Origin of the sequence: Paenibacillus sp. PastF-3, from assembly GCF_029893135.1 — a bacterium.
Lineage (GTDB): Bacteria > Bacillota > Bacilli > Paenibacillales > Paenibacillaceae > Paenibacillus_AQ > Paenibacillus_AQ nitricinens.
Genome location: NZ_JARXWM010000023.1, coordinates 1 through 21,294 on the forward strand (window position 1 = coordinate 1; position 21,294 = coordinate 21,294).

The 21,294-nt window shown below is 44.6% G+C and carries 19 protein-coding genes, 1 tRNA gene and 1 pseudogene; 9 read left to right on the top strand and 12 right to left on the bottom strand.

Annotated elements, in window-relative coordinates; translation table 11 throughout:
• Positions 1–249 precede the first annotated feature (249 nt).
• Together M2444_RS29405 and ggt are read right to left on the bottom strand one after the other, a co-directional pair.
• The gene (locus M2444_RS29405; RefSeq protein WP_094877437.1) at positions 250–1,443 is read right to left on the bottom strand and encodes an amidase; all 1,194 of its coding nucleotides are present in this window, start codon (positions 1,441–1,443) and stop codon (positions 250–252) included.
• A gap of 194 nt (positions 1,444–1,637) precedes the next feature.
• Positions 1,638–3,215 carry a gamma-glutamyltransferase gene (gene ggt / locus M2444_RS29410; protein WP_280788770.1) on the bottom strand — a complete coding sequence of 526 codons (1,578 nt, stop codon included), beginning with the start codon at positions 3,213–3,215 and terminating at the stop codon, positions 1,638–1,640.
• A 207-nt stretch (positions 3,216–3,422) separates the two neighbouring features.
• Here ggt and M2444_RS29415 point away from each other — a divergent pair.
• A pseudogene (locus M2444_RS29415) lies at positions 3,423–3,765 on the top strand (chromate transporter); the annotation flags it as partial.
• 122 nt (positions 3,766–3,887) lie between these two features.
• Here M2444_RS29415 and M2444_RS29420 read toward each other — a convergent pair.
• Positions 3,888–4,265 carry a PH domain-containing protein gene (locus M2444_RS29420; protein ID WP_076298221.1) on the bottom strand — a complete coding sequence of 126 codons (378 nt, stop codon included), beginning with the start codon at positions 4,263–4,265 and terminating at the stop codon, positions 3,888–3,890.
• A 179-nt stretch (positions 4,266–4,444) separates the two neighbouring features.
• Between M2444_RS29420 and M2444_RS29425 the strand changes: the two genes are divergently transcribed.
• The 3 genes from M2444_RS29425 to M2444_RS29435 all read left to right on the top strand — a co-directional run bounded on the left by M2444_RS29425 (position 4,445) and on the right by M2444_RS29435 (position 7,202).
• Positions 4,445–4,612 (top strand): hypothetical protein, encoded by a 168-nt coding sequence (locus M2444_RS29425; protein WP_156114741.1) that lies wholly within the window; start codon positions 4,445–4,447, stop codon positions 4,610–4,612.
• Positions 4,613–4,734: 122 nt separating this feature from the next.
• Positions 4,735–6,708, top strand: a complete 1,974-nt coding sequence (locus M2444_RS29430) for an ABC-F family ATP-binding cassette domain-containing protein (RefSeq protein ID WP_280788771.1) — start codon at positions 4,735–4,737, stop codon at positions 6,706–6,708.
• A gap of 26 nt (positions 6,709–6,734) precedes the next feature.
• On the top strand, positions 6,735–7,202 hold the full coding sequence (locus M2444_RS29435; protein WP_094877434.1) for an ASCH domain-containing protein: 468 nt from the start codon (positions 6,735–6,737) through the stop codon (positions 7,200–7,202).
• Between the two features lie 101 nt (positions 7,203–7,303).
• Here the strand turns inward: M2444_RS29435 and M2444_RS29440 are convergent, their stop codons facing one another.
• From M2444_RS29440 to M2444_RS29455, 4 genes are all read right to left on the bottom strand, one after another.
• Positions 7,304–7,456, bottom strand: coding sequence for a hypothetical protein (locus M2444_RS29440; protein ID WP_179281637.1), 153 nt, complete (start codon positions 7,454–7,456; stop codon positions 7,304–7,306).
• A gap of 202 nt (positions 7,457–7,658) precedes the next feature.
• Positions 7,659–8,276 carry an NUDIX hydrolase gene (locus M2444_RS29445; protein ID WP_280788772.1) on the bottom strand — a complete coding sequence of 206 codons (618 nt, stop codon included), beginning with the start codon at positions 8,274–8,276 and terminating at the stop codon, positions 7,659–7,661.
• A gap of 32 nt (positions 8,277–8,308) precedes the next feature.
• Positions 8,309–9,262 carry a TRM11 family SAM-dependent methyltransferase gene (locus M2444_RS29450; RefSeq protein ID WP_280788773.1) on the bottom strand — a complete coding sequence of 318 codons (954 nt, stop codon included), beginning with the start codon at positions 9,260–9,262 and terminating at the stop codon, positions 8,309–8,311.
• 42 nt (positions 9,263–9,304) lie between these two features.
• Complete coding sequence (locus tag M2444_RS29455) at positions 9,305–9,700, bottom strand: winged helix-turn-helix transcriptional regulator (RefSeq protein ID WP_256989872.1); 396 nt, start codon at positions 9,698–9,700, stop codon at positions 9,305–9,307.
• Positions 9,701–9,988: 288 nt separating this feature from the next.
• Between M2444_RS29455 and M2444_RS29460 the strand changes: the two genes are divergently transcribed.
• Positions 9,989–11,344 (top strand): dipeptidase, encoded by a 1,356-nt coding sequence (locus tag M2444_RS29460; RefSeq protein ID WP_094871280.1) that lies wholly within the window; start codon positions 9,989–9,991, stop codon positions 11,342–11,344.
• A gap of 125 nt (positions 11,345–11,469) precedes the next feature.
• On the opposite strand, the gene M2444_RS29465 is transcribed toward M2444_RS29460, so the two are convergent.
• The 3 genes from M2444_RS29465 to M2444_RS29475 all read right to left on the bottom strand — a co-directional run bounded on the left by M2444_RS29465 (position 11,470) and on the right by M2444_RS29475 (position 15,122).
• A tRNA-Gly gene (locus M2444_RS29465) sits at positions 11,470–11,543 on the bottom strand.
• 163 nt (positions 11,544–11,706) lie between these two features.
• Positions 11,707–13,833, bottom strand: a complete 2,127-nt coding sequence (locus tag M2444_RS29470; protein ID WP_280788774.1) for a putative bifunctional diguanylate cyclase/phosphodiesterase — start codon at positions 13,831–13,833, stop codon at positions 11,707–11,709.
• Between the two features lie 329 nt (positions 13,834–14,162).
• Complete coding sequence (locus M2444_RS29475) at positions 14,163–15,122, bottom strand: aldolase catalytic domain-containing protein (protein WP_170880320.1); 960 nt, start codon at positions 15,120–15,122, stop codon at positions 14,163–14,165.
• 336 nt (positions 15,123–15,458) lie between these two features.
• Between M2444_RS29475 and M2444_RS29480 the strand changes: the two genes are divergently transcribed.
• From M2444_RS29480 to M2444_RS29495, 4 genes are all read left to right on the top strand, one after another.
• Positions 15,459–15,629 (top strand): FeoA family protein, encoded by a 171-nt coding sequence (locus M2444_RS29480; RefSeq protein WP_481857547.1) that lies wholly within the window; start codon positions 15,459–15,461, stop codon positions 15,627–15,629.
• Positions 15,626–17,638 carry a ferrous iron transport protein B gene (gene feoB / locus M2444_RS29485; protein WP_280788775.1) on the top strand — a complete coding sequence of 671 codons (2,013 nt, stop codon included), beginning with the start codon at positions 15,626–15,628 and terminating at the stop codon, positions 17,636–17,638. Before M2444_RS29480 ends, feoB begins: the two co-directional genes overlap by 4 nt.
• A gap of 44 nt (positions 17,639–17,682) precedes the next feature.
• Entirely contained in the window at positions 17,683–17,862 is a 180-nt protein-coding gene (locus M2444_RS29490) for a FeoB-associated Cys-rich membrane protein (RefSeq protein WP_094869964.1), read from the top strand.
• 103 nt (positions 17,863–17,965) lie between these two features.
• Positions 17,966–18,112 (top strand): hypothetical protein, encoded by a 147-nt coding sequence (locus tag M2444_RS29495; protein WP_179281580.1) that lies wholly within the window; start codon positions 17,966–17,968, stop codon positions 18,110–18,112.
• Positions 18,113–18,418: 306 nt separating this feature from the next.
• On the opposite strand, the gene M2444_RS29500 is transcribed toward M2444_RS29495, so the two are convergent.
• Both M2444_RS29500 and M2444_RS29505 read right to left on the bottom strand, forming a co-directional pair.
• Positions 18,419–19,924 carry a leucyl aminopeptidase gene (locus tag M2444_RS29500; RefSeq protein WP_280788776.1) on the bottom strand — a complete coding sequence of 502 codons (1,506 nt, stop codon included), beginning with the start codon at positions 19,922–19,924 and terminating at the stop codon, positions 18,419–18,421.
• 122 nt (positions 19,925–20,046) lie between these two features.
• Positions 20,047–21,150: an ATP-binding protein gene (locus M2444_RS29505; protein ID WP_094869962.1), complete on the bottom strand. Its 1,104-nt coding sequence runs from the start codon at positions 21,148–21,150 to the stop codon at positions 20,047–20,049.
• Positions 21,151–21,294: the final 144 nt, after the last annotated feature.

Here is a 21,294-nt window from a genome sequence, read left to right on the forward strand (position 1 = left end):
GGCGGGTTTCCCCGCCCCAAAGAACATCCACACCCACTAACAGATACCCGAGAAGCTACTTTCTGTTCTCTTACACAAACTTCTTGACGCTACCGGAGTTTACTGAAACGCTGGTCTTAAGCCAACTTTTGAGCGCTGAATTTATCTTTTACTCTAACACACCATTATTGAACCTACTTCATCACATTGAGATCATTTTTTAAAAACCAATTTCACCTATCATCTCAAAACCCATCAGGTCCCGTCATCTCAAGGTCGCCGCCATACCTCCTTCACCCATGAGAGTAACCGAAGATCCTGCCCATGTCCGGCTATAACCGACAATCCCAGCGGCAGTCCATTTGTAGAGAGCATAGGTAATGTTACCTGAGGAAGACCTGCCAGTCCGGCTATGCAACTCAACATCATCGCTCCACTACGGTTCTCTTCCAATTGACGCAACCCCCCTCCACGCAGTGGAGCAGGACCAGGTACTGTTGGAATCACAAGACAATTATCTTCTCCTAGCAATCCGCGCAATTGAGCAGAAATCTCCGCTCGTTTATTCAGAGCGATACTGTGGTCCTTGTCAGCTAAACTGGCAGCCCAAGAGAACCGCGCTGCAATATCTGGCCCAAAGAATGGTTTTACCTTTTCAATCCAGGCGCAATGGGTTGTCCAGATTTCATTACCCTGTAACTCTCGAAAAACATCCATCCAGACCTTCAATCCTTCTGGAGCTATTTCAGTTTTGAGGAAATGATCAGCACCAGTCCGCAAGCAGTTCAATCCATCCGCTAGAATACTCACATCCTTTGGAACGACCAATTCCCAACAGTCCGTAGCGACAAATAATGTCCCCATTTTCTTTTGTGAATCATCCCCTTTTTCATCCATGCGCCCAATTCCAAGTAAAACCTCCCCAACCTTCTGGAGCACATCCATACGGTCAGCCATCCAGCCTACTGTATCAAATTGCGGTGATAACGGGATCACGCCTTTCAGATCCACCACACCATGTGTCGGTCGAAAGCCATATACTCCGCAATACGCAGAAGGGACTCGAATAGAACCACCCGTATCTGTTCCGAGAGCAAAATCAACACTACCAGAAGCTACGGCTACTGCCGATCCACTAGAAGAACCGCCTGGGATACAACCTGCGGCACGGGGATTTATCGGCGTTCCATAATGATGGTTCTCACCACCCAGACTGTACATCAGCTCATCCGTATGAGTCGCCCCTCGAAGCGTCGCTCCCGACTGGAGAAGCCGGCGAACTACTGCCGCATGTTCTGTAGAGGGATTGTGGCTCCGTAACCAATCTGGATTACCTGCAGAAGGGCTGTGCCCTGCTATCGCATACACATCTTTTACAGCAAAGGTCATTCCGTCCAATATCCCATTCCCTAACCGTCCGACTGTCAGCTCAGAATCTATGAACGCACCATACCGATTATCCAGAATCATAGCTCCACCCTCACCTCACCGTTCCTTCTAAGATCTTAATCAACCGGTCATCCGTCATTTCTATTAAGAACCTATCGCTCCGTTAAACTAGGATTTTCCCATTTGCCTTTCCGAGAATCCTCTCACGATATCTTTCCCACCAAATAACGGAAGGAGCAATTCGGGGGATTTGGAGAGAGCATCTCACCCTACCAACCTATCGCCGCGCCATCGCAGCGCGGGTCCGTCCCTCCACTACGATATCCATTGTCATCTATGGAGATCACGTGGGCATGACCCACGATCCCGTCGTATGCGTCCACTTTCCGGACAATATGACCAGCCGCCTCTAAATCAGACAGCACCTCATCTGCTACCCGGCCCTCCACCTTCAGCTCCTGCGTAGGCTCCCCCCACGTTCTCCCCCATACAAAACGCGGTTCACTTACAGCCGTTTGCGGATTCATCCCATAATGCAGCATCCTTGTAAGTAGCAACGTTTGAGTTTGCGGCTGACCTTCACCACCTTGCGTACCATATAGGATCACAGGTTTACCCTCTCGGCAGGCCATGGCTGGCATCAGTGTGTGGAAGCTGCGCTTATGCGGTTCAAGCGTATTGATATGGTTCGGATCAAGCGAGAAAAACGAACCCCGATTCTGAAGCAGAATCCCGGTATTCCCAGCCACCACACCGGAGCCAAACTCAAAATACAGACTCTGAATAAAAGAGACCGCATTCCCCTCTTCGTCCACAACCGCAGCATATGCGGTATCACTACCGATAGGCTGACTTGTCAGCTGTGCTGCTTTTTGCATCGAGATCGTAGAGGCTAGTTGTCCTGCATAGTTCTTATCCAGCAGCTGCGCCAAGGGAATAGCACTAAAATCCGGATCTGTAAGCACTCTATCCCGATCACGAAAACTCAGCTTCAGCGCCTCAACAAGCAGGTGATAATAATCATATGAGCCATGCTCGATTTCTCCGAAATTAAAATGCTCCAATATATTAAGACTCATCAGCCCCGTAAACCCTTGAGAATTTGGCGGCACTTGATACACGCTATGCCCATGATATTCCGTATGAATCGGCTCAACCCAATCCCCCTGATGATCCGCAAAGTCATCCCGAGTGAGATAACCCCCAGCTCCCAGCATATAATCACAAATATCTTCTGCAATCTTCCCCTTATAAAAAGCGTCCCGTCCACCCGCAGCCAACGTCTTCAAGGTTGCCGCCAGTTGTGTCTGCTGAAATCTCGATCCAGCAGACAGAACCACTCTGCCCGGCATATATATCGCGGATGCCTCCGCTGACAACGCTGCTCCAGCAAGCAGCGTATTATTCCGCTGGTCCGGCGACAGCGGAAACCCACTCTGAGCGTAGCCGATGGCTGGCTCCAGCACCTCCGCCAATGTTAAGCGGCCATACTTGCTGAGCATGGCATCCCAGCTATCCACCATCCCCGGCACGGTGATCGCACTGCGGATCCCCCGCCTCGGGATTGCTTCCTCCCCGGCAAAGCAACTTCTGCGAACTCCATAACCCGATCGTCCGCTTCCGTTATACGCCCGAACACGCGCCTCTTGCGCGCTATAGGTCAACCAAAACGAATCCCCACCAAGCCCCGTCATATGCGGGTAGACTACAGCGAGCGTAGCACTGACCGCCACTGCCGCATCAAAGGCATTTCCTCCTCTTTCCAAAATGCGCGCACCCGCAGCCGAAGCTAAATAATGAGGGCTGACGACCATTGTTTTGGTGCCTATTACAGGTTTCTCCGCCATATTCCCCATCTCCCTATAAACTTTCCACTCATTTAACGTCATTTAACATCACATAAAAATCCCCTGTCAATCGATTACACTAACCCGCAAAATTAACATCCTTTTTTTGTGATCCATGCACAAAGATTAGCTAATTGCTAGTCAACCACGTAGCTTCAAACATATGAATTGTATAGAATGGGCTCTAAAAACAAGGGGAGATCTCACATGATATCCATCCATAAAGATTATGTACAAATAGCTATCGCCATGTTCAGAACTGGGATTGTCGGCTATGGCGGAGGACCTTCGGTAATTCCATTCATCCGGCATAATGCGGCAGCTCGCTACACTTGGTTAAGTAATGATGAATTCGGGGAGACATTGGCGATTGCAAAGGCACTACCAGGGCCTATTGCCACCAAGATGGCGGCTTATCTCGGGTATAAACTTCGAGGAGTTAGGGGGGGCTATACTGTCAGTTCCGGCACATATTTTACCTAGCTGCCTGGTCATAATCATACTGTTATCAGCTGTGAATTATTTAAGTAGCTCAAGGGTAGTAGCTGGAAAGCGCTCATTGCAGTAATCGCATTCTGGGCTATCAAGCGGCTTAAGGTACATCCTGCCTTAGTTCATCTTAGCCGCTTTTACGTATGGGGATCTTGTACTCCGCTACACTGTCTAACTGAACTATTTTAAAATATATTGTGACAATACCGCCTGCACCTCATAAATATTCACAGATTTATTAAAGGTCTTCTTGAGTGGCACAGTGCTGCTGGAAATATAGATACATAGCTCCGCATCCAAATCAAAGTGCCCTGCCGTCTCTACGGAATAATGCGAGATGCTTTTGTACGGGATGGAATGATAATCCGTCTTTTTGCCCGTCAGTCCCTGTTTATCCACTAGAATCAATCGTTTGTCTGTAAAAATAAACATATCTCTAATCAGCTTGTAGGCTCGTTCAATTTTCTCTTGAGGGGCAAGAATTTGTGCATATTCCCGCTGTACCTCCGCAAGATTTACTTGTGATGCATTACCCATCAATCCGTCAAAAATCGCCATATAACTTCCCCTTTTCATCTGTTATTTTTAGTGGCTTGTCTCCTCCCACATAGAACCATATTATTCAACGATTCATATTCTATGCAGTGTAAACTTCGCTTTGCCATCTTTTTACTTGCTAAATTTCCGATTATTGTTTACACTGTCATTAAATTTGTTATGAAAGGGGTGTGGAAGGAATGGATCACAATTGGACCAATAGTGTTATGAGTCGGCTACCTAAAGCGATAGCTGGCATTGCTCATGTAAATGGCGATAACGGGAGAAGTCTGTCCATTTCCATGAATTTAATAACACTACACAATTGTGAAATGCCTTTCCTGCCATCACCCGGACGGATCAGTTAACCGGAGAATGATAAGGCCGTGGGGAAATTTCCCTACGGTCTTTTTTTATGGTTTTTTTGCAGAATTCCAGTTTCGATTTAGGGTTCTGGCGGTGCAAAGGGCATTCTTAAAGGAGAATATATATGATTATTCAATGCCAAAATGTTCAAAAGTACCACGGTGCACAGCTCGTACTAAATAGCATCACCTTCGATATCCGCCAAGGAGAAAAAATCGGTCTCATCGGCCGCAATGGTTGTGGTAAAACTACGCTTTTCCATTTACTTAATGGCGAAGAGCGCCCCGATCAAGGGCAAATCTCCATTCGCAAAGGTAGTGTAGTAGGAATGCTGGCTCAAATTCAAGAGGTTGCCGAGAAAGAAACCGTATATGAAGTTCTACAGCGTAGCTTTGCTGAACCTTTGCAATGGCAACAACGCCTGCGAGAGCTGGAGCTTGAAATGTCCACCTTCAATACCGGGACAGATGAAACACTATGGAATCGGCTGCTGAAAGAATACGGTAGCCTTCAGGATAAATTTGAGACCGCAGGAGGCTACGAAATTGAATCCACAATTCAGCGAGTGGCCACTGGTTTAGGAATCGACGCTGGGCAATATAGCCGACTCTTCTCCACTCTTTCTGGCGGCGAGAAAACTAAAGTCGGACTGGCAGAGCTGCTGCTGCGTAGACCCGATGTACTCCTACTCGATGAGCCAACCAATCATCTGGACATGAACGCCATCGAGTGGTTAGAGCAGTACTTACAGAGCTATGACGGTACAGTGCTAGCCATTTCCCATGATCGTTATTTCCTCGATGCTGTAGTCAAGAAAGTGATCGAGATTGAGGATGGCGAGGCTTTTACCTTCCATACCAACTACAGCGGCTATCAGGTAGAGAAGGAAACACGTCTGCTTCAACAATTCGCTGATTACCAAGAGCAGCAGAAAAAAATAAAACAAATGCAGGAAAGCATCAAACGTCTCATCGAATTTGGCAATCGCGGGACGCCTCCTAACCCTGCTTTTTACCGGAGAGCTGCCTCCATGCAAAAAGCTCTGGATCGCATGGTGAAGCTTAAACGTCCTATTCTGGAGCGCAAGTCGATGGATTTGCAGCTACAGCAAAATGATCGTTCCGGCAATCAAGTTGTCATTCTGGAGGATGTCGGTAAAGCATATGGAGAGCGGAGCCTTTTTACAGACGCAAATGAAGTCCTTCGCTATGGAGAAACTACGGCGCTTATTGGTGGTAACGGGGCAGGAAAAAGTACACTATTAAGAATTATTTTAGGTCAGGAAACGCCAGATACTGGAAATTGTACACTGGGTTCAAGAGCCGTTGTCGGTTATCTCGCGCAAGAGGCCATCCCTGAAAACAACAAACAATCTGTACTCCGTTACTTCCGTGAAGAAGCCGGACTAGAAGAGGGCGAAGCTCGCGGACAGCTCGCGCGTTTCCTATTCTATGGTGCCGATGTATTCAAAGACATCACGAATTTATCCGGAGGGGAATGGACCCGCCTGCGTTTCGCTGTGCTGATGCATCGTAAACCGAACCTGCTGATTCTGGATGAACCAACGAATCATCTAGATATTGACTCCCGCGAGGCGCTGGAGGAAGCTTTAGAGGAATTCCCAGGTACAGTACTGGCCGTATCCCATGACCGCTACTTCATTAATCGTCTGTTCCATAAGCTCTGGTCCATTGAAAGTGGACGATTTGGAGTTTTCAACGGCAACTATGAGTATTACAAGGAAAAACAAGCTGAGAAGGCATCAGCATCAGCAGCATCAGCCTCTGTTCCCGATCAACCTAAACCTTCCTCTTCAGAAGGAATAACTTCATCACGCTCCGGTAAGCCTCAATCTAGCGGTTCAGTGAATGTTACTACAGCTAACTCGTCCAGTTCCCGCAAGAAGAGCGTCCACTTCGACTGGGAGAAGGCTATTGCAGAGGTCGAGGAACAGCTTGAGGAAATTGATGTAAAAATGCTAGATCCACAGATTAGTAGCAATGCGGCAGAGCTTGCGGAGCTACTAAAAGAACGCGATATAATGCAAGAGCAACTAGATGAGCTTTATGCGGGTTGGATGGAAACTGCGGGACATTAACGATCATTAAACGAGGAGATAGGGATATGAGCAACGAAACGAAGATTACGCTTTTTTGGGAAGAATATACCCAGCTTTATCCACAAGCAGCGGCTAACTACGAGGCTTGGGCCTTTGGTGACAGTCCTCAAATGGCCGATGAACTATTGGATCTGGTGATCCAAGGGATCAAGACTGGCACCGCTTCGAACTATGAAATTTATGCAATTTCCGACGAGACACTACCTGAAATTGGCCGACACAGTATTCTGCTCGATGGCCACGGTAATCCACAAGCTGTGATCGTTACGACAGATGTGCAAATTACTCCTTTTGATGAGGTAGGCGCTGACTTTGCCTATAGCGAAGGCGAGGATGACAGAACGCTGGAGTCGTGGCGCCATGAGCATGAGAAGTTCTTCTCCAGAGAATCTTTAGCGTTCTTGAAGAAGCCTTTTGATCCAAAAATGAAGGTGGTTTGTGAGAACTTTAGACTGGTATTTACGAAATCATAAGAAACTCAAGAAACTAAAAAGGCGGCCTCTTCCGTTAGGAAGAGACCGCCTTTGATGTATACTATACAACTATTAGAGTTAGATAATAATTAAAATACGGCTCAGCGCCAAAACCCCAGAATCCAGCCAATCACAGAGATCCATAACGGAATGCTGATTAAAATACCCCAAATCAGCCCAGTGGCAATATTGCCCTCTGCAGGACGCACCACATTTTCCTGTTTTAATGGAATGCTCAGCTCTTCTTGTTCCATGCGATCCCCTCCTAAAATTCTTATCGTCACAGTAGAGGAAAAAATGTAGACCGCTCGACCCAAAAACTTAGAATATTGACTTTATTTTAGATATAAAGGCTCAGCGGCTTAACACTGAAAGTGCTTACATAATAATCATTAACCAAAATTTTAATATTTTAAAAACTTCAGTTTACGGAAGTCATTCATCATATGCAAATTCTTAGTCCAATATTACTACTTTTTCTGGATTTCGTAAATATTCAAACATCGTCTGAATCTGCTCTTTGGTATTCCGCTCCACGGAGAGCTTAGGCAGTTCATCTTCAGCAAAAAAGGAAACTTCACTCGTCTCCACCCCTTGCATCGCCTCACCGCCCACAATGCTGCACAAGATAAAAAACTTGTACACATGATACGGCTCCGGAGGATGGTTATGAAATTTCTTATCCAGAACAGCCAGCAAGCGAATTGCCTCTGCCTCAAATCCTGATTCTTCTTGAATTTCTTTAACAACGACCTCACTCGGTGACAGACCAATATCTCCCCAGCCGCCGGGAAGCGCCCACTTTCCATCTAATTTCTCGCGGACCAGCAGGATTCTGTCCCCCTGAAAAACAACACCACGGATATCTACTTTCGGCGTAGCATAGCCACTCTCACTAGTAAAGGAGAGTCTTATTCTCTCCTTGCTTTCGAATGTATAATTAGCGAGGATGTCTACACTTAGCTCCCGCAAAGCTTGATAACGTTCTATATCGTAGACATCTTTAGCGTAAGTTAGTCCAGTCTGTGCGATGGCCTGTATTTCTTTAGCCCAGGTTAACCATTTCTGCTCCATTGCTGCACCCCTTTAAAAGATCTTCATTAGGATTACTGGCAAAGCATTAAATGACGGGAGAACAAACCTTTTTTAGCTTCACAACGGTCTATAATCGTAAATCCAGCTTCATTAATCATCTCATCCATCGGTTCGATCGCAACGATAACCACCCGATCTGCAATCCGGCGTGCATTCACTAGAATCGCAAACTGTTCCTCAGGTGTAATACTAGAATATAGATTATAAGGCATATCTACAATAGCAACGTCGTAATGTTCTGTGATGTCAGCGATATCCCCTAATGTTACCTCACTTGAGAATCCAAAATGAGCAATATTTGTTCGGGCACCGATCGCGATCTGAGGATTAATGTCACGTCCGACCATGTTGATTCCCATCGACAAAGCCTCTACCATTACTGTTCCGATGCCGCAGCAAGGATCGATAGCTCTTATCCCTTCCGGATTCGGAACGGCGATGTTGACCGCTGCTCGGGCAACACGTGTGCTAAGCGCGATAGAATAGCTACGCGGCTTCTTCATTTGACGGAACCACGTAGCCTTGTTTTTATGATAAGAGCCAAAGTACCAGCGCCCACCCAGCGTAACAATACAATATACCAACTGAGGGTGGTTTACATCCGCTTCCCCTTCAATACGCAGCCCAATTTCCCGCTCGATCACTCTACGCTCATCATATTCTATTTTGTCCGCAGGGGACAGATCATTAGTCTTCACAAAAATAACCTTAAATGTCTTGCCGCCAAGCTCCACTTGCTCGGTTTGATCATAAATCTCAGGCAAGCTGTCTCCCTCGTACATAACATCCAATCGTTCTTTAATGAAGGGACTGCGGCTGACATCCACCTCTACCTCACTCTTAAAGATGGAAGAAGGTACTTCCTCTCCAAAAAGACAACGAAGCTCCATCTGACATAGCGATAACTCGTCCTCTGAACAGGTGTAAGTATATATAAATGTGTTGTTTCCACTTTTCTTTTGCAAAATAATCCATCCTCTATTCCAGGTAATTGTACGACTAGCTTGCTACTCCTGCATTTCGTGCTGAATATCATAACCTACTCGTGCTTTGGCGATTTCAGCGTTGTTCCTATTGACCCATTCCACTAGGGAAGTTAAAGGATCCAGCAGGGACTCCCCTAAACTCGTCAGACCGTATTCAACAGTCAAAGGCACCGTAGGTGTGACTTTACGCCAAACTATACCGTCTCGTTCTAAATGACGCAGAGTCTGGGTCAGCATCCGTTGTGATATTCCACCAGAACGCCGCTGCAGCTCTTTAAACCGCAGTGCTTTTGCACCTAAGTTCACAACAATGAGTACACTCCATTTGTCCCCAATCCTATCCAGAATTTGACGAGTGACGGAGTAGTCCTCTAACGTTGGCATTAGCCGAATGGGTTCGTCTCTTGAATGTTCCAAAGTGGTTACCTCCATGTAACTTAAGCATGTAATCGCACTTTTGTATCTCTTAGCTTATCCAGCTTATCATGGTTACTGTTAGTAATCAACAACCGGAAAAGAACTATTCTTTACGAAAGGAAGCGCCTGTCACGATCATCAGATAAGACATCTTTCCGATCGCTTTTGATCCATAGTGAGTTCTCCAGTATAATGATTCCTATAGAATGCTAAACAAGACGGTCACGCATGGCAATTAAGCTCATAGCCGGTTTTGCGCAGCAAAACTTAAGGAGGTACATACACACTATGTCATATGAAACGTATTTTTCAACACACCGGGATGAACATCTCGAAGAACTAAAACAATGGCTCAAGATTCCAAGTATTTCTGCCTTGTCTGAGCATAAGGATGATGTACTAGCTGCAGCCCATTGGCTGACAGACACACTAAAGAAAGCCGGACTTGAGAACATTGAGCTTCATCCGACAGCGGGACATCCCGTCATATATGCTGACTATCTTCATGCTCCGGGTAAGCCTACCATTCTTGTATACGGCCACTACGATGTGCAGCCAGTAGATCCGCTGAACCTGTGGACTACACCTCCGTTTGAACCAGAGATCCGTGACGGCAAGCTGTATGCACGTGGCGCAACGGATGACAAAGGGCAAGTATTCATTCACCTCAAAGCGATTGAAGCAATCCTGAAACAAGAAGGTACTCTTCCTGTTAACATCAAGCTCTGCATCGAAGGTGAAGAAGAAATCGGCAGCGCAAATCTCCCTCCATTCCTGGAAGCTAACAAAGAGAAGCTGGCTGCGGATGCGGTGCTAGTCTCGGACACTTCCCTGCTGGAACGCGGTCGCCCTGCAATTTGCACAGGACTACGTGGCCTAGGATCACTTGAAGTGAGCGTAACTACAGCTCTTACAGACCTGCACTCCGGTTCTTACGGTGGTGGTGTTCCGAATGCACTGCACGCTCTCGTGTCCCTGCTCAGCTCCCTTCATGACGACAAAGGTCGTGTTTCTGTAGAAGGCTTCTATGATGGTGTACCTGAACTTTCTCCAATGCTACGAGAGGAATTCGTGAAGCAAGGCGTGAATGAAGATAAGATTCGCGAAGGACTTGGACTTGACGCATTATACGGTGAAGAAGGTTATTCTTTTGTAGAACGTATTGGTGCTCGCCCTACACTTGAGCTTAACGGTGTCTATGGGGGCTTCCAAGGTGAAGGAAGCAAGACCGTTATTCCAAAAGAAGCACATGCCAAGATTACTTGCCGTCTCGTTGGCGATCAGGATCCACAGCATGTTCTTGATGCCGTTGAAGCGCATCTGAAGGCTAATATTCAAACCGGAGCGAAAGTCCATGTGCAGCAAATGGAGAAGGCGCGTGCCTTTAACATTGATCCATCGAACCCTATTCTGCAAACTGCAGCAGACGCTTACGGCAAAGTATACGGAACCCGTGCCCTCTTCACCAAAGACGGTGGCTCCATTCCGATCATGGAAAGCTTCTCCCGTGTACTTGAAGCACCAGTGGTCCTGATGGGCTTTGGCCTTGATGATGAGAACCTGCATGCACCGGATGAGCATTTCAACCTTGAGAACTTTGATAAGGGACTGCTCACCATTGTTGAGTTCTTGAAGACTGTTTAAGATCAAAGGGTAGTTAAAAAGCCAGGCTCCCCCTTCGTGGAGGAGCCTGGCTTTTTGATGAACAATATCATTAAACAAAGCAATAAAAAAATCCCTGCATCGCAAGGATTTGGAAGTTTAAATTATGGAGCGGGTGATGGGAATCGAACCCACGCTATCAGCTTGGAAGGCTGAAGTTCTACCATTGAACTACACCCGCATTAGAAAGTGAGTACAAGAGATATTGTATCACCCCTATAAATAAAAATCAACATTTTTCTGTTCAAGCATAAACGCCTCCGGAGTCCTAATAAGGACGGTAAGCGTTTAAGCAAGAAATATAAGACATAGAGTATGGTGTGAAACTTATACTTTCTTATATTTTACAAGGAAGCGCCGAGGGGAGCCTTTTTCAAAAACGCTGTTTCAAATTCAGCTGCTTGAATAGGTTTACTGAACAAAAACCCTTGAGCTTCATGGCAATGCTGCTCACGCAAAAACTGCAGCTGCTCCTTGTTCTCCACCCCTTCTGCGGTAACTTTAAGCTTTAAATGATGCGCCATAGAAGTAATCGTGGAGACTATTGCCGCATTATTACTATCCTCCATAACCTCGGAGACAAACGATCTGTCAATCTTTAGCCTGTCGATCGGCATATTCTTCAAATAGTGCAGTGAGCTGTAACCTGTACCAAAATCATCAATGCTAATGAACACACCTAGCTCTTTCAAGCGCTTCAGCTGATCAAAGGCCGTTTCTTTATCCAACGTCATACTCTCTGTAATTTCAAGATCAACATAACATGGATCCAAACCAATATCGGTCAGAATGGAATGAATTTTACCAGCCAGATTCGGCTGAAGGAATTGACGCATAGATAAGTTGATAGATACGCATATCGGCTGGTAGCCTGCTAACTGCCACTGTTTATTTTGCAGGCATGCCGTCTTCAGTACCCATTCCCCAATTGGAACAATTAGCCCACTATCCTCAGCTAATGGAATAAATTCATTAGGTGAGACAATACCACGCTTAGGATGATTCCAGCGCAATAAAGCTTCCATTCCTACAATCTCTTCCGTCTCCAGCTGCACCTTGGGTTGATATACGAGATAGAACTCATCACGTTCAAGCGCTCTTCGCAGGTCATTTTCCAGCTTCAGTCGTTCCTTTGCTTTCATCTGCATGGCTGGGATATAACGGCGAATCTCCACGCCTTGCTCCTTCGCGTTATGAACAGCAGTATCCGCATTTTGAATGAGATGTTCCGCAGTTTCCCCGTCACCAGGATAAATACTCATCCCCAAACTGAGTGAGATATGGTACTCACCAGATTCTATATTAACGGGTGCTTCAAATAATTTAAGCAACTCTGTAGCCCGAGCCAAGCATTCTCCAAGACTTGCTCTATCTGTCATTAGAAAAGCAAACTCGTCCGCTCCCATACTATACAGCTCTTCACTAGACTTAGCTTCATTCCCAAGCCGTTCAGACACTAATTTCAATAAAAGGTCTCCGGCATAATGACCCAGAGAGTCATTTATATTCTTAAAATGATTAATATTCATAATAGCCAAAGCTGAGAATTGATCACTCGTGTCTGTCTCTCCAGCATCAATCATTTCTTCTACACGCTGTGTCAGCCGACGCCTATTTGGAAGTCCTGTTAAATCATCATGATAGGCCAAATAATTGATCCGTTCTTCGGCCAACTGTTTCTCGTAAAATGGCTCTTCAATCGTCAGGCGATACACGCCGGTAAGTAACTGGTAATAAGCAATTCCGCTACATAACATCCCAAAGAGATCATCAATATTCCCCCCACTTAAGGGAGTCATAAAGAAAGCCTGTCCTAGCGAGAAAAAGATAAGTGCCCGAATAATAACAAGCAGCGAAGCTGACTTTTCATTATTCCCAGGAAATACGATGACAGCAACACCTGCTAAATAAACAAAAAGTACTGCCAGATCAACGAATTGTTTAATTGTACTCATCCAAGGCTTAGTAAATAACTCAGGCACTGCCGAATGGATAAATACAAATAATGCGATGAAGAGCACAATCAACATGAAGGCGATTCTGAATACATTTCTTTTTTCGGCAACGGTCACAGGTTTGTCTTCTCTACTAAAAATGAACAAAATGCCCAGTCCGCTGGATAGTCGTGAAAAGGTAAGCAGCCACCTTGATTCCTCAGGGGTTATAAACGATGAAATCAATGGAAATGCTACAAAGCCGAGTGTATGCAAGAAATCAATAATACATATTCCACCAAAAAGAGCAGCGACATATAATCTTCCTTTAGATAATCTGCTAGAGAAGAACAACCAACCCTGTGCAAATATCGCAAATCCAAATGCAACAGTACAACATCCGACAATGAGATAGAGTGCAGAAATAATATCCCAATTGTCCAATCGGTTTAGCGATGTATGGAAAATTTGAATGAATAGGAACAGTAAGGCTCCTATAATAGCCGCTTGAATGGTCTTTTTCTCTTCTTGTCTCATAGGTCCCTCGCGTCTGAAAATGATGTCGATTATTAAGCAACTATGTATAGTCTTGTCCTATGTATAAATATCGGCTAGATCGGTCTTTAAAGTTACATTTCTTTTGTGCGGTAGTATTTTTATAGCGATTATTCATAAATCTTGCATAAATATAAACCATTTTCTTCTAGCAGGCAAGCAAAAATACCTTCAGGCTTCTTATTAGAACCTTAAGCATTTTAGCGAAAAATATTAGAATCATTTATCATAGAAACTTATAGAAATTTTATTTTTATTCAAAAAAAAGCACTTCCCCCTACGAACGGGTTCAGTGCTTCTGAACAACAGGTTTATTTATCTCCGAAGTTAACCTCTGGTGTTGTAAGCTTATCATAGAAATCAACCGCTTTATCCTTATCCGCCGATGCGCGAAGCGCCATTGCTGAACGTGGATGCTCATCAAGCGTACCAGTGATCATGTAAGGAATGATATAGCCCCACTCTTCTTTTTCACGTAAAGGAATCATCAGGCGTTCAATGATATCAATGACAGGACGCAATGTGTAGCGTGTATTCTTCAAATGAGTCACTAGCAGCTCTGTAGGACAGTTCCCCGCAGCACGTCCCATTCCATAACAGGAAGCGTCCAACAGCTCTACACCTTTCTCAGCAGCAATCAACGTATTGGAGAACGCCAGTTGAAGATTATTATGCGTATGTACGCCCAGGCGTTTGTTTGGCAAATGAGTTTTGAACTTCTCCACTAAGTAATTGATGTCGTTGTGATCTAGACTACCGTATGAATCCACAATGTATACCACATCAACTACACTCTCACGAATCATTTCGAAAGCTTCTAATAATTCATTCTCCATTACATTCGACAAAGCCATAATATTGATTGTTGTCTCATAGCCTAGATCATGGAAGGTTTGTACCAGCTGTAAGGCTTTCTCCACATCTTTGCTATAGCAAGCTACCCGAATCAGATCCAGCATACTTTCGCTGCGAGGTAAAATATCATTTTCATCCACACGACCGATATCAACCAAAGCGGAAAGCTTAGTATGTCCCTTTTGCGGGATAACTTTACGTAAGAAGTCATCGTTCAGAAAACGCCATGGTCCAGCACCTTCTGCTCCTTTGAGCAGTTTAGGGGAGTTTTTATAACCGATTTCCATATAGTCAACACCAGCCTCATTCAAGCCGGCATACAAATTTTGCACAAATTCCACGCTGAAATCCCAGTTGTTCACTAGCCCCCCATCGCGAATGGTGCAGTCAACAATCTTACATTGATTAGTCTTCATAATTATCTCCCTTCAATTCCTGCAATCATCGTAGCCGCTATTGCAATCATTATAACCGCTAGCATAGCTTTACTATGCAATTTATATCGTTCAATCATACTTTAATGAAGAATAAATTGTAAAGGTTATTTCACCTTTAACTCACAGATGTTATTATCACATTATGTCTGCGACAAATATCACAGTATGCAAACGCGTAAAAATGCTACATTACAACTAAACAGTTGAGATTGATTATCAGTCTCTTTTGGAGGGATTACAATAACTACTTATACCTGCTGTTCCTTGCTGCAACTACAACCTGGTTCTGCCGGCTGTATTCATAAAATAGAAGGAATGAACCCCATTTTACGCCGCCGTCTTGCTGATCTCGGTGTCTCAGAAGGTGTGCATATCCGCCTCAAAGGAAAAGGTCCTTTTATGGGGCCGATTACCTTGGAATGCAACGGACAACTATTTGCCATCCGCCGAAAAGAAGCTTCAATGATTGAGGTGAACGTCTCTTGAGTTCTATTGCACTTGTGGGCAATCCCAATACAGGCAAGACCTCTCTCTTCAATACCTTAACGACTTCATACGAATATGTAGGTAACTGGTCAGGGGTTACGGTTGAGAAAAAGATCGGAAATCTGAAGAACGGGGCAGGTAAGCTCATTGATTTGCCCGGCATCTATTCACTTCACCCACTCTCCCGTGATGAAGGGGTCGCAGCCCAATATCTGATAGAAGAATCCCCCGAAGCATTAATCAATATCGTGGATGCATCCCAGCTGGAACGTAATCTGCTGCTCACGCTTCAACTGCTTGAGTATGGCAAGCCTACTGTACTCGGTCTTAATATGATTGATGTCGCTAATGCACGTGGTATTCATATTAATCAAACCATTTTACAATCAAGATTGGGCGTTACAGTCCTCCCACTCATAGCAAGAACCGGTAAAGGCAGCGTACAGATGCTCAGCATCCTTGAGGAATCATCAGCTATTCCTGCTGTAACGTTCAAGCTGAATTATGGTGAGGTAGTCGAGCGAGCGATATCTTCTATAGAAAAGGAATTACGTTCTATAAAAGATCTGCCCAATCATCGTTGGGTCGCTCTACAGCTCATGGAGCAGAATCCGGTTATACTTCAGTTTTTGAAGTCGCGTATAGACGTTACGGGACTGCTAAATATCTGTGAGTCTTGTCAGAGTGAGCTACAACTCAAAAAACTCGCCCTGACACTCCCGCAATGGATTCGTTCGAACCGTATGGAGTATATTCGCAGTATTTGTGTCGAAGTCCTTGATACGACAGCTCAGAAGCCCCATAACTTAACTGAAAGACTAGATTCGGTATTGACTCATCGATTTTTGGGACTGCCCTTATTCATTTTCTTTATGTATGCTCTCTTTAAGACTACATTTGACTGGGTTGGCGGCCCCCTATCGGATATCTTAGATGGCCTGATATCCGGCCCTATTAGTGATGGAACGAACTCTCTGCTTCAGACCATTGGAGCTTCAGGCTTCACGCATGCGTTGATTGTGGATGGCATCATCGGCGGTGTAGGAGGCGTACTGGTCTTTGTTCCGCAAATCTTCATTCTCTTTCTGATCATTTCCTTCCTAGAGGATTCCGGATACATGGCAAGGGTCTGCTTGTTGATGGACAGCACCATGGAACGAATGGGACTGAACGGAAAAGCATTCATTCCATTTATTATTGGTTTTGGTTGCAATGTACCGGCCATTATGGCGGCGCGAAGCATCGAACAGCCCAAAGACCGCATGCTGACAACACTGTTAATGCCGCTGATGTCTTGTTCTGCAAGATTACCTGTTTATGCATTATTCGCAGTTGTATTCTTCCCTGAGCAACAAGCGTTTGCCGTTCTCTCTATGTATGTTATGGGTATTGTTTTTGCCCTAATTCTTTGTAAGGTATTCTCTAAATACTTATTCAAGAATGAATCCTCTGTCTTCATTATCGAACTCCCTCCTTACCGTATGCCGCAGATCAAAACCTTATCGCGCAGCACTTGGGAGAAGGGCAAAGGTTTCCTTCGTAAGGCAGGAACGATTATTCTTGCTGGATCAGCGATTATTTGGTTTATGTCTTATGCTGGTCCTGGCGGATTTGATGTAGAAATGGATCATAGCTTCCTAGCGAAATTCGGAGGCATGATTGCACCGCTACTGGAACCGCTTGGTTTCGGAACGTGGCAGGCTGGCTCTACCTTGGTTCCAGGATTTTTAGCGAAAGAGGTTGTTGTGTCCACGATGAATATCATCTATCACGCACCGGATACCGCTGGATTAGAGAATCAAATCTCACAAGTCTTTACCCCGCTGAGTGCAATCAGCTTTATGGCCTTTATTCTGTTATATATTCCTTGTCTGGCCACGGTAGGGGTTATCAAAAAGGAAACCGCCTCTTGGAAATGGACTTTCTTCTCCATGGGCTATTCTCTTGCTCTGGCGTATATCGTATCTTTTGTTATTTTTCAAGGTGGGCGATTATTAGGCTGGTCGTAGGACTTGTAATTTGTTAATTTTCTTAATGAAAGTGGGGCACCGTAATGATAAATGTTCTGATCGTCACTCTGATCTTCGGTTATTCAGGCTGGATCATCTATCGACATGTGCAAAAGGGCAAGCAAGGCGCTTGCGCTGGCTGTGATAAGGGCAAGACCTGTTCTGCAGCGTCTTTAGATTCTCCCCTCTCCTGCTCTTCAACACCTGTTAACAAGAAGAAGTAGGCTTGTATTATGTGCATTAAATAAAGTTCTTTCGTTTAGTCTCCTTTACTAACGGGTATGTTTGTTATAAGCAACTACAGACAATCCCAAGGAGGTAATTCCTATGAACACTAAAAAAACGTTATTTACAACGGTCGCATTAGGAGCTGCATATCTACTCAAGAATAAGGGAACTCGCGATAAAATTATGAACGGTATTCAATCCTTCACTTCTCAATCGAAGGCCAAAAAATCCAGTCGCACTGTTTAAGCTTCTTATTTCTTGAATTCCAGTAAAGGGAGAGGTGGGGGGGGGGACGCTGAACGTGGTGTTGTTGAAATGTTATGGTTTTTTTATTATTTTTAATTATATTTAATATAAGAAAAAAAAAAAAAAAAAAACATCAATAATATAAACATTAAGAACATTACAATAAGTTTCTCCATCAGAGATAAAAAAAAAAATACATTCATTATTTATTATTATTATTTTTTTTTTTATATTATTTAGTGGTTTGGTAACAAAAAAACATTTTTTTTTTTTCCCCCCCACCTCTTATTGTTTATGAAGAGCTGATCATTCGCTTTCGCTGAGCAACCACTGAATCAATGTGCGAACCATGACTCCTGTACCGCCTCTAGGATTAACTCCACGTTCTTTAGAAAGAAATGCGGTTCCAGCAATATCTAGATGTATCCACGGTAGACCTTCCGCAAACTCCCCTACGAATAACCCAGCCGTAGTGGCTCCACCGAATCTTCCTGCGGTGTTACGGATATCGGCCACTTCACTCTTTAGCATGTCGCGGAATTCCGGGTAAGCCGGAAGCTGCCATATTTTTTCACCCGAAACATTAGCTGCTGTCAGAAACTGCTCCATAAATTCCTCGTTGTTAGTAACAGCACCTGTAGCTATATCTCCCAATGTCGACAGCACTGCACCTGTCAGCGTAGCAACATCAATAACACGTTTCGCTCCCCATTCCCGAGCATAGGTCAGCGCATCGCCAAGTACAAGTCTGCCTTCTGCATCGGTATTCAATACTTCTATGGTTCTTCCGCTCATTGATGTAATGATATCCCCGGGTTTAAAGGCATTAGCTGAAGGCATATTCTCAGCAGATGGAATGATCATTACGACATTAATTCGTGGACGTAATCGGCCTAATGCCTCCATTACTCCAAGCACAGCCGCTGCGCCTCCCATATCACTGATTAATTCTTCCATGCCTGGGGCTCTTTTTAAGGAAATTCCCCCCGTATCAAAAGTAATCCCTTTACCGACCAGCCCTACTACATTATCCCAGTGCCCCGTTCCCTGGTAACGGATGACGATCATTCGCGGAGGGTTAACACTTCCTTTTCCCACTGCGTGCAAACCGCCCATTCCTTTTTGCTCAATTTCGCGTTCATCCAGTACTTCGGAAGGAAATCCATAACGTTCAGCAACTTCTATAGCGGCCATAGCAAGGTCAGATGGAGTCAGCATATTGCCTGGCATATTCGTCAAGTTACGCGCCAAATTCGTAGCCTCACCAAGCGCGAGCCCTTTCTGTATGCCCAGACTCCAATCTTGCTCGATAGCAACCGCTGGCTTTTTCTCCATTGTGAAAATTACTGAGTTTGGACCTGTATATTGAGATTGCTCCTGCTTATAAGTGGGACGTCGATAAGAACCGAGTGATAACCCCTCAGACAACGCATAGGCAATAGATCCGATATCCCTTTCTACTGTTAGCTCCTGAATATCTTCAGCCACCTGAAATACTAGCTGTATCGCCTTCAAACGAAGGGCTGCACGTGCGACCTGAACTCCCATTTGACGTAGATCTTCAGACGTAAGAAGTTGGTCCCCCTTACCCACCAAAATTGCAACGGAACAACCGGATGGATGTTCTAAAGGTAGTGCATAAGTCTGATTCAGCTTTCCACTAAATAGTCCTGCCTTCGCCAATAGGCGAATTCTGTCATTCCATTGCTCAGAGACACCACCATGCTCTGCCTCCGTCTCAGAAATGATAAGGACAAGGGCATCACCCTTAATTTCATTAATGGTTCTGGCACTGTTAAACTCTATATTCATCGTGAATACCTCCATTTGTCTCCCAAAGCGAATCCCCATTGTAACATAAGTAAGGCCGATCTCTGCATCTGTATTATCCGCAGGGATCAGCCTCTTAACACTCTGTCTTCTAACTAAGTGTACTAATGGATTAATGGCAATGAGATTACAAAATGAGTACCTTCGTTAACTCTACTGCTGACAGAAATACATCCACCATGATTTTTGATGATTCGATCACTCACGGAAAGCCCGAGCCCAGTCCCATTCTCCTTCGTCGTAAAAAATGGACTGAACAACCTGTCCAGTGTACGGATATCCATTCCCTTACCGTTATCAGAAATGAAAATACGGACCTCAGAACCCTCTCTACGGGCTCCAACCTCTATTTGACCCATTAGACCATCTGCCCTATCTGTAACGGCCTCCATGGCATTTCTAATCATGTTGAGGACTACCTGTTTCATTTGTTTTACATCACCAGAAATCATCATATCCCCCTGAAAAGAATGCAGATTAATCTGGCATCCTTTCATCAAGGCTTCGCTCTCTGTAAGCAGCACTACTTCCTTGAGCAAGGCTGACACAGGAATCATTCCCACTTGAGGAACTGAGGGCTTGGATGATGTTAGAAATTCATGGATAATATCGTTCGCCCGATCGATCTCCGCCAATATAATCTTGCCATATTCCTGTTTCCCAAGCTGCTGCAGATGCGGGTGAAGCAATTGAATAAATCCACGGATCGCGGTTAATGGATTCCGAATTTCGTGGGCAATAGATGCAGATAATTTACCTAACACAGCCAAACTATCGTTTTGGTAAGCTGTTTGTTCAATCAACTTATAATCGGAGATCTCTTTAACTGTAAACAAATAACAACCCTTCATTTGCTCTCCACAGCATAATGTAACCTTCCAATAACGGCCATACTCGTCTAAAAATTCATAATTTGATTTTCCTTTGTATACCATCTCTCTATAGCTTTGCAGTACTTGCTTTTTCTTAAAGCGGCTTAGTCTAACGTTAGATAATAGGTGTGATATTGTACAGCCAACAAGGGAGTGACGGGTTAATTCGAGCATCCCGTACATTTGCTTATTTACAAAACTTATAACTCCCTCTTCATCAAAAAGCATGATTCCGCTGTCAATATTCTCTAGTACATCCTCGTATGTAGTATCCACAGGCCCTGATTGATAGGTTCTTCCCGGTAATAGAAGACTTTCTTGATATTGGCTAATCACGATACGAAGTTCCCCCTTTTACTGCATTTGACGAAGACGCTAAAGCGACATCAAATTACTATGTATTTGAGTATATGACGAAGCCGCCAGAACATTCGGTAATCGTTGCACTTTTTCCAACCGGTTCAATTATATTCCAATCAT